Source organism: Streptomyces hebeiensis, from assembly GCF_052983195.1.
The window spans coordinates 350,791-363,600 of record NZ_CM129812.1 but is presented as its reverse complement, the minus strand read 5'-3'; the positions used below and the strand labels follow the sequence as shown (position 1 = coordinate 363,600).

The window sequence follows — 12,810 nt, the reverse complement described above, 5'->3', positions numbered from 1 at the left end:
CCGTCCCGCCGATACGAGTGACGTCAGAATTCCCCGTCACCTTTTTCGCCGGCCATCACATACGTGTCATCGGCCTGTTTCCCCGAACCGGCCGAGCCGTCATCTGAGTTCGACGTAATGGAGCCTAGAGAAACCACGGTCGGAGATTCAACGGTTTGCCGCCCCGCTCCCTCGCCGTCCGGGCGCTTTGGGATGATCATGGAAAAGAGTTAATCTTGGGGACGGTTCCGCATTACCTGAAGTGCACCGCGAAGTTCCGCCCGCGCGAGGGCGCGTAGGATCTGCCTGTCCACTGCGGCCGGACACTTCTGGGAACGTCTCCCCGGCGACGAGGCCGACGGGGCGCGCGAGCCGGTTTACTGAACGGCCGGGGTTTGAGAGCGTGCGGCGGAGAGCTTTCCCACAGAGGGGATATCACACGTATGGACATCGACGCGCTGCGCGAGGACACTCCAGGCACGGCCGACCGGGTGCACCTCAACAACGCGGGAGCGGGGCTCCTGTCCCGGCGGACGCTCAAGGCCATGACCACGCATCTGGAACTCGAAGCGGCCATCGGCGGTTACGAGGCCGCCGACCGGGAGCGAGCGGATCGACGCCACGTACGCGAACATCGCCCGGCTGGTCGGCGGGCGGTCCGACGAGATCGCCCTGTTCGACAACTCGACCCACGCCTGGAACGCCGCCTTCTACTCGATGACCTTCGCGCCGGGCGACCGCATCCTGACCGGACGGGCCGAGTACGGCAGCAACGTGCTGGCCTATCTCCAGGTCGCGCAGCGCACCGGCGCCGAGGTTGTCGTCGTTCCCGACGACGCGTCAGGGCAGCTCGACACAGCGGCCCTGGCCGATCTGATCGACGAACGAACCAAGCTCGTCGGCGTCAGCCACGTTCCCACCAGCGGCGGCCTGGTCAACCCGGCGGTCGATATCGGTCGGATCACCCGCGCGGCAGGTGTGCCCTTCCTCCTGGATGCCACGCAGTCCGTGGGCCAGTTCCCCGTCGATGTCACCGAGATCGGCTGCGACATGCTCACCGCGACGGGCCGCAAGTTCCTGCGCGGCCCGCGCGGCACGGGCTTCTTGTGGGTGCGTTCCGAGGCACTGGAACACCTGGATCCGTTCGTCACCGAGATCGGCGCGGCCACCTGGGACGGCGAGCGCGGCTTCACCTGGCACGACGGCGCCCGCCGCTTCGGGACCTGGGAGATGAGCTACTCGGGCGTCCTGGGCCTGGACGCGGCCGTGCGGCAGGCGCTCGCCCTGGGCCTGGACGAGATCGGACAGCGCGCCACGGCTCTGGGCGCGTATCTGCGTGACCGCCTGGACGCCCTGCCGGGCGTCACCACCCATGACCTCGGCAGCACCCGGTGCGCCATCGTGACCGCCAAGGTCGCGGCCGTCCCCACCTCGGAGGTCGCCGCGGCGCTCGCACGGCAGGGCGTCAATGTCACCACGACCTTCCCCGAGCAGACGCAGTTCGACACCGAACACCGGGGCGTGCATCCCCTGGTGCGGCTGTCGCCGCACTACTACAACACCGAGGCCGAACTCGACCTGGCGGTCGAGGTCATCGGCGCGGTCGCACGTGCGGCGCGCTGATGCCGCCGCCCGTGCGTCGGGAAACCTCCGTGGCTCCGATGGCGACCGCGGCCGTCGGCCCGATCCGGCGTGATCGGTCCGATCGGCCCGGCCATGCCGGATCGACTCACCCGGTCCGAGCGGTCCGAACGGTCCGAACGGACCGCTCAGACCGCGGGGGCCGGGTAGGTCGGGTACTCCACCCCGGAGACGTGCTGGACGACGCGGATGACCTGGCACGAGTAGCCGAACTCGTTGTCGTACCAGAGGTAGAGGATCGCGTTGTCCCCGTCGATCTTGGTGGCGCCGGCGTCGACGACCGAGGCGTGGCGCGAGCCGATGAAGTCGCTCGATACCGCGTCGGGGGCATTGGTGAAGTCGATCTGACGCTTGAGCGGAGAGGTGAGCGACACCTCGCGGAGGTGGTCGAGGACTTCCTCGCGGGTGGTTTCGCGGGCGAGCCGCAGACTGAGGATCGCGATCGAGACGTCCGGTACGGGGACGCGGATGGAGCTGCCGGTGATCCTCGCCTTGAGGTCGGGCAGTGCCTTGGCGACGGCCGAGGCGGCGCCGGTCTCGGTGATGACCATGTTGAGCGGCGCCGAGCGGCCTCGGCGGTCGGAGTTGTGGTAATTGTCCAGCAGGTTCTGGTCGTTGGTGAACGAGTGGACGGTCTCCACGTGGCCGCGCAGGACACCGTACTCGTCCGCCATCGCCTTCAGAGGCGGGACGATCGCGTTGGTGGTGCAGGACGCGCAGGACAGGATCCGCTCGTCCGGCTTGACCGTGTCGTGGTTGACGCCGTGGACGACGTTGGGGACGTCACCCTTGCCCGGCGCGGTCAGGACGACCTTGGCGATTCCGGGGCGGAGGTGCTTCGACAGCCCTTCCCGGTCGCGCCACCTGCCGGTGTTGTCGATGAGGATGGCGTCCTCGATGCCGTACGCGGTGTAGTCCACCGAGGTCGGGTCGTCGGAGTAGATCACCTTGATCCGGTTGCCGTTGGCGACGATCTCGCTGTTCGCCTCGTCGACGGTGATCGTGCCCTGGAACTGCCCGTGGATGGAGTCACGGCGCAGCAATGAGGCGCGCTTGACGATGTCCTGACCGGCGCCCTTGCGGACGACGATGGCGCGCAGCCGCAGGCCGTTGCCGGACCCGGCCTTCTCGATGAGCAGACGGGCGAGGAGGCGGCCGATGCGGCCGAACCCGTAGAGGACCACGTCGCGCGGCCTGCGGCGCTCGATCTTGTCGGCACCCGTGGCGCCGGCGACGGCCTCAGCGGTGAACTCCTCCACCGTGAGGCCGCGGTCGTCGGCCCGGTACGTCGCGGCGAGCATGCCGATGTCGATCTGGGACGGACCGAGATCGAGCGTGGTGAGAGCCGTCAGGAACGGCAGCGTCTCGGTGACCGAGAGCTCCTCACCGGCGATCTGCCGGGCGAACCGGTGCGTCTTGAGGATGCTCACCACCGACGTGTTCACCAGGGACCGGCTGTGCAGCAGGACCGTGACGTCCCGCTCCCGGTGCAGCTTTCCGATGATCGGGATCATCGACTCCGCGATCTCCTCGCGGTACTTCCAGTTGGTGAACGAATCCTCGTTGACAGTCACAGGCTTCTCTTTCGAGCTAGGTGGCGCTCATATGGTACCTCTCTGCTGTCCGGCTCCTCGGGGCGGTGCCACCGGGCTATGGGCCAGCGGCGGGAAGCCGCCGCCCGCGAAGGCCCTCTGGGGATTCGGATCGCGATGTCGGGCCGTGCCACGCGCTGTTCGCAACAGAGGACACCTCGGATGCCGTGGTCAGCGGTGACCACGGCGTCGGGCGGCGTTCGGTCCGATTACTCTCCGGAGGGCGCGGTCAGCGGGGTGCCGAGGGCGACCGGGGTGCCGAAGTTCGGTGTGCCGTCCGCGTTCCAGGTGAACTTCTGCGCCCGGGTGCTCCGGTTCATGTCACAGCCGCCGCCGGCCGAGCTGTTGGCGTGGTAGACGATCCAGTCCTCGGTTCCGTCGGGCGACTTGAAGAAGCCGTTGTGACCGGGGCCGTACACCCCGTTGGCGTTGGACCGCTGAAAGACCGGGCTCGGTGACTTGACCCACGAGGAGGCGTTGAGCGGATCGCCACCGTTGTAGGTGAGCATCCCCAGCTTGTAATCGGGAGTGGAGCAGTGGCTGGCGGAGTAGACGATGAAGGTCTTGCCGTTGCGCTGGAGCACCTCGGCGCCCTCGTTGACCGCGCCGCCCACCGTCTCCCAGCCGTAGGTCGGGGTGGACAGGACGCGACGGGTGCCACTGGCGGTCCACGGGTTCGACAGTGGGCGGATGAACATCGGCTGCGAGCCGTTGTAGTAGGTGCCGAGGAGGTAGAGCCTGCCGCCCAGGTTCAGGATGCCCGGGTCCAGTTCCCAGGTGTTGTCCGAAGCCGGGTCGAGCAGGTCGGCCTTGAAGCTGTAGGGACCCATCGGGTCCGTTCCGGCGCTCTCGAGCACATGGATCCGCTGGGTGTTGAGGTCGTACGGCTGCCGTCCGGCCGTGTAGTAGAAGTACCAGCGCTTGCCGTTGGGGCCGTCGAGCAGGTGGAACTCCGGGGCCCACATCGTGCCGGCCCCGTTGGGTCGGGTGAGGTTGAAGACGACCCGCTCGGGGGCGGTGGCGAGCCCCGCCAGGGTACTGGCCTTGCGCATGGTGATCGTCGAGTTCCAGGTCGTGGTCGCGAGGTAGTAGTACCCGTTGTAGTAGGTGAGCCAGGGATCGGGCCCGCGCTGGGAGATCGGGTTGGTGAAGGTGGCGTTCTGGCTCACTCCGGTCGAGGCGACGGCGACAGCGGGGGCGGCGGACGGCGCGCCCAGCAGGGTGATCACCATGGTGAGCACGGCGACGAGCGCGGACACGCATCTGGAACGGGTCACTGAGGCACATCCTTCATCGATTGGTGGTTCCGGGGGTTCCGGGGTTCTGGTGGGGCCGGTGGATCCGTACAGCTGCGCTTCGAGGAAACCGACCGCGTGAATGCCGTGGGCCGTGAGCGGCCCCAGGGCCGCGTGACCTTTACGGCGTCCGAACGCGGCCGTGTCTCCGAGCGGTGCTGAGCCAACGCGGAAAGCGCTTTCGCAACGTAGGAGCGGGATCTTGAACCGTCAAGAGGGAAACGCCGGCCGACGACGTCGACCGCGACGCCCGGGACAGCTGGCTGCTTGACAGCCTCTGCGTTCTTCCGGCGCGGGCAGTCCACGGCGAGAAGCGCGTCGCGGAGTTCGGTGCCATCACATCCGCCGTCCCGCCCGGCCGGCCTACGGGCCGCGCCACCCGAGGCCTTCCTTGACGCTCTCTGGGCACAGGCTCCCTTCGCGACGTCCGGCCACCTCGTGCGAGCGGTGCGCGCCCTCGCCGGCACATGGCTGTCGGAAGGACTGTTCACACGTGCCGAACGGGACCGCGTCATCGCGGCCGCGGTCGACGCTGACCTCGGACACGGCCCCGCACACGTCGACGAGCGAGCCGGTAGCGGCGGCTCCCTGGAGTGACCGACAGGCTCCGCGGCGTACGCGTCGCGCCGGTTGCCCGGCCCCCGGAGAACGGCGTCGACGCGGCTGCCGAGCCGACGAGTTGACCGCACATCAACTCGTCGGCCCCCTGCGTCGGCGACCGGCGGCGGCCCCCGGCAGTCCCCAGGGCGGAGCCGGCTCATTGGGCGTCACCGGACGTATCGTCAGGTCCGGATCGTCGCCCGCCGCCGTGGTGAGCGCCGACTCTCCCTTCGCGAGCGGGATGCGGATCTCACTCGTGTTGGGCTGGACGAAGCGCTCCATCAGCTGACCGAGGAACGCGAGCGCGTCGTCCCCCTTGCCGAGCAGGGCCGACATGGAGGACGGCCCTGTCCATCGTGTGGCGGTAGCTCAGCCAGACGTTGTGCAGCGCCCAGGTGAGATTCCCGACCTCCGGCGTGGGGGTTTCCCGGCCGGGGACGCCCACGCCGTAGCCGGTGCCCGGATCGGTGGCACCACCGTTGACCAGCCGGGTGTCGGTGGTACGCGGAATTCCCATCGAGTCGGCGCGGTAGCGGGCGCTGACCTCCGCGCTGAGCCGGCCGCGGAACTCGCTCAACGCCCTGGTGACCGCGTCGAGTTCCAGATGGTTGGAGCCATGGGTGAGCCAGTACTCCAGCTGGACGTTGAGGTTCCACCAGGTGTTGGGCCATGGGGTCGGCTCCAGCCACGGCCCGCACGTCGCCATCACCGGCGCGTCCTTACGGGCGGCCGAAGCGATCTTGTACAGCTGGATCCAGTAGAAGCGTTGCGACCGCGCGTCGGGCAGGGACAGGAAGCTCTTGCGGTAGTAGCGCCGCCACCACCCGCGGTGGGGGAGGACGAGCAGGTCGTACGGTACGGCCGCGCGCGCCCGTACCATGTGCAGCGACCCCTGCCCCGGGTGAGTACGCCTACGACTGGACGCCCGTCTGGTACATCCGGGACTGCTGAATCCCACGCGATACGCGCTCGGCCCCGGTCGTTTCCGACCGGGGCCGAGTCTGTTCGTGAGGCCCGGCCCAGACGGGTACCGGAGAGGGCAAGGGGAGAACCCGCTCCTTGCCACTCTCAACGTATAGCGCACCGGGGGGCTTGCGGCAAGGCCCTGGGGATGCTGCAGAATCGCCGGCCGAGGCCAGAATCGGCCCCGCCGTTCCCGGCGACCCGTGGTCACAACGGCCAGGGTGCCACGGCAGGTGGAGCGCCGCTCCTCCCGGCCTTCAGGTCCGTCACACCGGTGCGGACGCCTGACCCATGCCCCATGGTCGCCGACGAGCGACCACAGATCGGAGCCGATGCCGTGCAGTCGCTGACCACCAGCGTGTTCGACCTTCCCGACCACCTCTCGCCCAAGGCCGATCCGGCGCTGGTCGCCGGCGACGAGCAGCACCTCGCGGCCGTCGCCGAGAGCCTCGAGCAAACGATCGCCGAACTGTCCGACCGCCTCGCCGCCGAGCGCAGATCGCCCGGCGGTGTGGGACGGCAGGCGATGGACCGGGACATGGAGATCCACCGGCTGACCGCTCGCCTGCGCACACTGCGTCGCTTCGGTGTGGACCTGTGCCTCGGGCGCATGGTCGGCGCGGACAACCAAGAACCGGTGTACATCGGGCGGCTCGGCCTCACGGACAGTACGGGCCGCCGACTGCTGCTCGACTGGCGTTCCCCCGCGGCCGAGCCGTTCTTCGGAGCCACCCACGCCAACCCGATGGGGCTGGCGAGCCGCCGCCGGTACCGCTGGGCTCGCGGCCGGATCAGCGATTACTGGGACGAGGTGTTCGCCTCGGACAGGCTTGTCGGGCATGCCGCGCTGGACGACCAGTCCGCCTTCATCGCAAGCCTGGGCAGCGACAGATCGGAACGGATGCGCGATGTACTCGGCACCATCCAGGCCGACCAGGACGCCATCATCCGCGCGGGGTCCCGCGGCGCTCTCGTCGTCGACGGAGGCCCGGGCACGGGGAAGACCGTCGTCGCCCTGCACCGCTCCGCCTACCTCCTCCACTCGGACCCTCGCCTCGGTCACCGTCGGGGCGGTGTGCTGTTCGTCGGGCCGCACCGGCCCTACCTGTCCTACGTCGCCGACGTCCTCCCCAGCCTCGGGGAGGATGGTGTGCAGACCTGCACCCTGCGGGACCTCGTCACCGAGGGAGCCGCGGCAGCGGTCGAGCCCGACCCGGACGTGGACCTCCTGAAGTCGTCCGCGCGCCTGGTGAAGGCGATCGAGACGGCCGTCAGGTTCTACGAGGAGCCGCCCACCCGGGGGATGACGGTCACGACCCACTGGTCCGACATCCGGCTGAGCGCCGCCGACTGGGCCGCGGCCTTCGAAGCGGCAGAACCCGGTACTCCGCACAACGAGGCACGCGACCAGGTCTGGGAGGAACTGCTCACCATCCTGGTGGACAAGCACGACGCGGACGACCAGGACGCGGACGAGCACGACGACGGTGTCCCGGCCGGCCTGCTCCGCACGTCGCTGCGGCGGAACAGGGAGCTGCGCGACGCCTTCGACCGCGCGTGGCCGCTGCTCGAAGCGGCCGACCTCGTGGGGGACCTCTGGACGGTGCCCGCCTACCTGCGGCTGTGCGCCCCGTGGCTCGGCCCCGAGGACGTACGGAAACTGCGGCGCGAGGACGCCCAAGCCTGGACGGTGTCCGACCTGCCGCTCCTGGACGCGGCACGACAACGGCTCGGCGACCCGGAGGCGTCGCGGCGCAAGCGCCGGTACGAAGCCTCTGTCGCCGCCGAACGCGAGCGCATGGCAGGCGTCATCGACAACCTGCTCGACGCCGACGCCGACGGCGAAGGCGCGGTGACGATGCTGCACGGACAGGACCTGCGGGACACCCTGGTCGACGGGACCGCACCGCCCGGCGTCGCACCCGACCTGCTCGCCGGTCCGTTCGCGCACATCGTCGTGGACGAGGCGCAGGAACTGACCGACGCGGAGTGGCAGATGCTGCTGCTCCGCTGCCCGTCCCGGAGCTTCACCATTGTCGGGGACCGCGCCCAGGCCAGGCACGGGTTCACGGAGTCGTGGCGGGAACGGCTCGAGCGGGTCGGGCTCGACCGGATCGAAACGGCCTCCCTGAGCATCAACTACCGGACGCCGGAAGAAGTCATGACGGAAGCCGAGCCGGTCATCCGGGCCGTGCTTCCGGACGCCAACGTGCCGGCCTCCATCCGCAGGGGCGGCGTCCCCGTCGTCCACGGACCCGTATCGGATCTGCGGTCGGTCCTCGACACCTGGCTCGCCGCACATGCCGGCGGGACCGCCTGCGTCATCGGCGATCCGACGTTCACAACGACGTCCCGCGTCCGGTCGCTGACCCCGGAGCTGTCGAAGGGGCTCGAGTTCGACCTCGTCGTCCTCGTCGACCCGGCGGGGTTCGGAAACGGCGTCGAAGGAGCGGTCGACCGCTATGTCGCGATGACCCGAGCGACGCGGCAGCTCGTCATCCTCACCGGTTCCTGACACCGCCGGGACGAGGGCGGTGCGGGCCGAGCAGGTCGAGCGCCGGAACAGGGGCATCGCCAGGGAAGCCACGGGAAGCGGCCGCGTTAGCCACCGGAGAGGCGCACGACCCGCTGTGCGAACTGCCGCGTACGCCGCCTGTATGTGTCACGTACGCGCTTCGTACGCTCCACGCTAGGGTTGGGGGACAGGAGGTTCTCCATGTCAGAGCTGTTCGACGCGGTGGACGCGCTGGTCGCGTCCCGCTCCCCGCTGCCGCCGCCGGCGGAGCGCAAGCGGTTGCGTCAGGCGCACGGCCTGACGCTGGACGAGGTGGCCGCCGCACTGCGGGTGCGGCGGGCGACGGTCAGCGGCTGGGAGGCAGGCAGGACCGAACCGCGTCCGCCGGAGCGCGACGCCTATGCCCGCATGCTGAAGCAGCTCGCCCAGCTCTACCCGGCCGATCCCCACCCCGCGGCTCCGGAGCCGGACGCGGCCACGACGCCGGAGGCATTCCCAGGCACCACCCCACCGGTCCCCGCTGCATCAGCGGCGCAGACCGCCTCCCCGGGACAGGCGCCGGCCCTGACCCCGGCCACTGCCGTCGCGGACGTCACGGAGTCCACGGACGCCACCGGCGGCCCGGAGGCCATGGACAACACGGACGTCACGGACGTCACTGCGAAGAGCGCACCGCGGCGGACCGTTCCCGCGGCGCGGCCGGCCACCTCCAGGACGTCGTCGACGCCGCGGCGCCCGGCTGCGCGGAAGGCGGCCCCGGCGAACGCCCCGGCGGCCGGTACCGACCCACGGTTCGCGAACGGGCCGCTGCTCGTCATCGACGCCACCGCCGACCGCCAGGTGATCGGCTACGGCATCGGCGGCCTGGTCGTGGACGTGCCCGCCAAGTCCCTTCCCGCGCTGGTGGAGTGGACGCTGCGGGAGGCACAGCTCGGGGCCGCGAAGCTGCATGGCTCCGGCAAGGACGCCGACCCGCTCCTGGTGCTCACCCAGGCCGCGTGCGAGCGGTACGGGCTGCCGGTCACGCTGTCGGAGGCCGAGCGGTTCGCCGGGCGCCTCCCGGACGGGCACAAGGTCCTCAAACAGCTCGACCGGGCCGACTGGCGGCTGACGAAGCGGGGATTCGGTCCGTGGGCGCGGATCCACCGGCCCGCGCAGGGCCGGCAGAGGCAGTGTGTCCAGTTGTGCATCCTGCCGTGGAACGCGCTCGACACCCGCACCTGGGGCCACGCCGCGCGACTTGAGCCGGCGGAACTCGCCCGGGTACTGGGCATCTACGCCCAGCGGGTCATGACGCCGCGCGGCTCCACCGCCGTGACCGGCCTCGAGCTGATGACCGCCCTCAACCCGCCGACCCGCGCGAGTGAACCGGACCAGGACGGCAGGCGCCACAGGGAGCACCGGCCCGGCTCGCTGGGCGAGCACCCGACGGAGTGCGCGCCGTGCGAGGCGCCCGACGGACATCCGCTGCTCTCCGGCCTGCCCCGCTTCCACCAGCGGGGCCCGGACGAAATGCTGTTCGAGGAGGCCTACGACTGGGCGCGGGAGCTGACCGACGCCGAGTGCATGCGGCGGTTCCTCGTCGGCCTCGATGTCAACCTCGCCTTCGGCGCGGCCGCCAACGGTGTGGTCGTCGGCCTGGCGACGCCGCCCGTGCACGTCGGCAACCCGCGGTTCGACCCGGCGCTGCCCGGGGCATGGCTGGTCGACCTCTCCCACGTCGACCTCTCCCGCGTAATCGTCGGCAAACAGTGGCGGCGGCTCGAAGGCGCCCTGCTGCCCAGCCCGTTCACGCCCACCGGCGAACGCCCCGAGGGGCCCGCGTGGTACGCGACCCCGACGGTGGCGTACGCCGTGGAACTCGGCTACGACGTCGCCCCGATCGAGGCCTGGGTGAGGGAGGAGAAGGGCAAGTTCCTGGATGGCTGGTACAAGCGGCTGCGCAACGCCTACGTCGACACCATGGCGGACCTGGGCGTGGGGGAGAAGCTTCCGCCGCCGGAGTTCCTGGAGGCGATGGACGGCTACAAGCAGCGCGATGCGGAGACCGCGATCGTCCTGGACGCCATCAAGTCCACGGTGAAGGGCGGCATCGGCAAGCTCAGGGAACGGGCGCGCGGCGGTGGCTGGAAGCCCGGGCAGGCGTGGCCGGCCCTCTCCCGGCCGACCTGGCGGCCCGACATTCGCGCCGCCGTCATCTCCCGGGCACGCGTCAACATGCACCGCAAGATGCTCAACCTGGCCGCGGCCACCGGCCGGTACCCCGTAGCGGTATTGTCGGACTGCGCCGTGTACGCCGCCGACGGGCCGTCCCCGCTGGATGTCCTGCCGTACGACGCCGATGGCAAGACCGTGCCCGGCAGCTTCCGGCTCGGGGTGTCGCCGGGCATGGTCAAGCACGAGGGCACCCGGACGACCCTGTGGGCCGAGGAAGTGCGCGAAAGGCACGGCCAGGTCCTCAACCTCGCCCGCTACATCAAGACGGGCGAAGTCACCGCCAAGGACGACGGAGAGTAGGGGGACACGCCGGTGGACACGGTGGGAGGCGGTCTCGACGCCGCGCTGCGGAAGGCGTTCACGCGGCCGATCCCGAAGAGCGCCGGTGCCCGGATGCGGTACCTGGTCAAGCAGCTCAAGGGCACTGGACCGGTCGCCGAGTTGCTCGGCATCAGCCGGCGCACCGTCGAACGGTACGTGAAGAACCAGATCAAGCGTCCCCGCCGGGACCTCGCGGACCGTCTGGAGCACGAGGTGAGGAAGCGGTGGCAACCGCAGATCCGCGCCAGGGCCCGGCAAACCGCGGTCACCACCGCCGGCATCGTCGTCGACACCCGTGCCCGGTTCGGCTACACCGCCGCGCCGGGCAGCACCGACGACGCCCGACTGCGTCATCTCACCGTCGCACTGCCGCCACAGCACGCAGCGCGTCTCTTCGAGGCCAGGGACGCCGGCGGCACCGAGCGGCAGTTGCGCGACATCGCGGCCGAGGCGCTGGGCGAGGTCTACTTCCGCGACAGCGGCCGCCGCGCCCACGGCCTGGAAGTCGAGTTCACCGACGTCGAACACCTTGAGTTCGATCTCTGATCAGGCCGTGCGACGGCCGGCCGGGGCCGACGGGACTGCGGGCGACACGCTCATCCGCACGCCGGGCCAAGGATCGGATCCCGATCACGAGCCGGTGCGCTGAAAGCGCCGCTGGCCCATCCGGGATGCCCTTGAGCCCTATTCCGCCCCTGAGCCGGCCGAACCGACCGCACGGGTAGCAGCCCCGAGGCGGACGCCGACGGCGGTTTTCGGCACGGTCGCCGGATCGACGGATTGCTGTCAGGCCTCGCTGGGCAGTGAGCAGGGGAATCGTGTCATGAGCACGACTGTCTCTCCCGTGAGGAGGCCGACCATGCACGTCCGTACGTTGACCAGCGGGCTCGCTGCCGCCCTGACCGTGACCTTAGCGCTGATGGGCGGCCAGGCCGCAGCCGCTCCGTCCGTGGCGGCGGACGCGGACAGAGCCGCGGCCGCTCGTGTGGTGACCTACGACGCCAGTGGTTCCGCCGAGTTCAGGTCCGCGGTCGACCGGGGCGCGGCGATCTGGAACGAGAGCGTCGACGCCGTCGAACTGCGGCCGGCCGCGGCCGGGCAACGCGCCAACATACGGGTCCTGGCGGACAACGGCTGGCCCCGCGCCATCACCACCTCGCTGGGCAACGGAACCGTCTACATCGGGCGGCAGGCGGTGGACGAGGGGCACAACACGATCCGCATATCTGCCCACGAACTGGGCCACATCCTGGGTCTGCCCGACCGCAAGCCCGGGCCCTGTTCGAGCCTGATGTCCGGTGCCAGCGCGGGAACCACATGCACGAACGCCTACCCGAACGCGGCCGAAAAGGCCGAGGTCGAGGGGTACTTCGGTGGATCGTTCGCGCGGACGTCCGGAGCGGTGCCGCTCAACGCCGTGATCGTGGACTGACACGCGGCGCGAACGCCGGGAGTCGGCTCTCACGACCGCGGCAGGTCGTGAGAGCCGATGTCACGCGCGGACCCGGATCAGCCGACGGCATGCCCGCACTCACGGCCCAAGAGCTGGGCGGCAACATACCCGTTCGGGTGAACTCTGTTGGCCTCGTCAGGCAGGGGACAGGCGTCGGCTGGATAGTGAGGACGCTGTGGGGTGTTCCGGTTACCGGATTCGGGCGGGGAACGTGATGGTTGATCATTTCCCTGT

General features: G+C 70.1%; 9 protein-coding genes. 5 read left to right on the top strand and 4 right to left on the bottom strand.

The annotated features are described in order from the left end of the window. Positions 1-23: 23 nt before the first annotated feature. Positions 24-200, bottom strand: a complete 177-nt coding sequence (locus tag ACU6P3_RS01555; protein ID WP_447195551.1) for a hypothetical protein — start codon at positions 198-200, stop codon at positions 24-26. A gap of 334 nt (positions 201-534) precedes the next feature. Here ACU6P3_RS01555 and ACU6P3_RS01550 point away from each other — a divergent pair, with 334 nt between their 5' ends. After that, on the top strand, positions 535-1,602 hold the full coding sequence (locus ACU6P3_RS01550; protein WP_447198175.1) for an aminotransferase class V-fold PLP-dependent enzyme: 1,068 nt from the start codon (positions 535-537) through the stop codon (positions 1,600-1,602). Between the two features lie 146 nt (positions 1,603-1,748). On the opposite strand, the gene ACU6P3_RS01545 is transcribed toward ACU6P3_RS01550, so the two are convergent. The 3 genes from ACU6P3_RS01545 to ACU6P3_RS01535 form a co-directional block, all read right to left on the bottom strand. Then, the gene (locus ACU6P3_RS01545; RefSeq protein WP_447195550.1) at positions 1,749-3,194 is read right to left on the bottom strand and encodes a glyceraldehyde-3-phosphate dehydrogenase; all 1,446 of its coding nucleotides are present in this window, start codon (positions 3,192-3,194) and stop codon (positions 1,749-1,751) included. A gap of 227 nt (positions 3,195-3,421) precedes the next feature. Further along, on the bottom strand, positions 3,422-4,489 hold the full coding sequence (locus tag ACU6P3_RS01540) for a glycoside hydrolase family 43 protein (protein ID WP_447195549.1): 1,068 nt from the start codon (positions 4,487-4,489) through the stop codon (positions 3,422-3,424). 868 nt (positions 4,490-5,357) lie between these two features. After that, positions 5,358-5,987 (bottom strand): hypothetical protein, encoded by a 630-nt coding sequence (locus ACU6P3_RS01535; protein WP_447195548.1) that lies wholly within the window; start codon positions 5,985-5,987, stop codon positions 5,358-5,360. Positions 5,988-6,368: 381 nt separating this feature from the next. Here ACU6P3_RS01535 and helR point away from each other — a divergent pair, with 381 nt between their 5' ends. From helR to ACU6P3_RS01515, 4 genes are all read left to right on the top strand, one after another. Further along, positions 6,369-8,585 carry an RNA polymerase recycling motor ATPase HelR gene (gene helR / locus ACU6P3_RS01530; RefSeq protein WP_447195547.1) on the top strand — a complete coding sequence of 739 codons (2,217 nt, stop codon included), beginning with the start codon at positions 6,369-6,371 and terminating at the stop codon, positions 8,583-8,585. A 201-nt stretch (positions 8,586-8,786) separates the two neighbouring features. Further along, on the top strand, positions 8,787-11,102 hold the full coding sequence (gene tap, locus ACU6P3_RS01525) for a telomere-associated protein Tap (protein WP_447195546.1): 2,316 nt from the start codon (positions 8,787-8,789) through the stop codon (positions 11,100-11,102). Between the two features lie 12 nt (positions 11,103-11,114). After that, positions 11,115-11,669 (top strand): telomere-protecting terminal protein Tpg, encoded by a 555-nt coding sequence (gene tpg / locus ACU6P3_RS01520; protein ID WP_447195545.1) that lies wholly within the window; start codon positions 11,115-11,117, stop codon positions 11,667-11,669. A 313-nt stretch (positions 11,670-11,982) separates the two neighbouring features. After that, the gene (locus ACU6P3_RS01515; protein WP_447195544.1) at positions 11,983-12,555 is read left to right on the top strand and encodes a snapalysin family zinc-dependent metalloprotease; all 573 of its coding nucleotides are present in this window, start codon (positions 11,983-11,985) and stop codon (positions 12,553-12,555) included. The last annotated feature ends 255 nt before the right edge of the window (positions 12,556-12,810 follow it).

Coding starts and splice junctions, on each gene's coding strand:
- ACU6P3_RS01555 (WP_447195551.1), bottom strand. CDS start 200: ATGATCATCCCAAAGCGCCCGGACGGCGAGGGAGCGGGGCGGCAAACC.
- ACU6P3_RS01535 (WP_447195548.1), bottom strand. CDS start 5,987: ATGGTACGGGCGCGCGCGGCCGTACCGTACGACCTGCTCGTCCTCCCC.
- helR (WP_447195547.1), top strand. CDS start 6,369: ATGGTCGCCGACGAGCGACCACAGATCGGAGCCGATGCCGTGCAGTCG.
- tap (WP_447195546.1), top strand. CDS start 8,787: ATGTCAGAGCTGTTCGACGCGGTGGACGCGCTGGTCGCGTCCCGCTCC.
- ACU6P3_RS01515 (WP_447195544.1), top strand. CDS start 11,983: ATGCACGTCCGTACGTTGACCAGCGGGCTCGCTGCCGCCCTGACCGTG.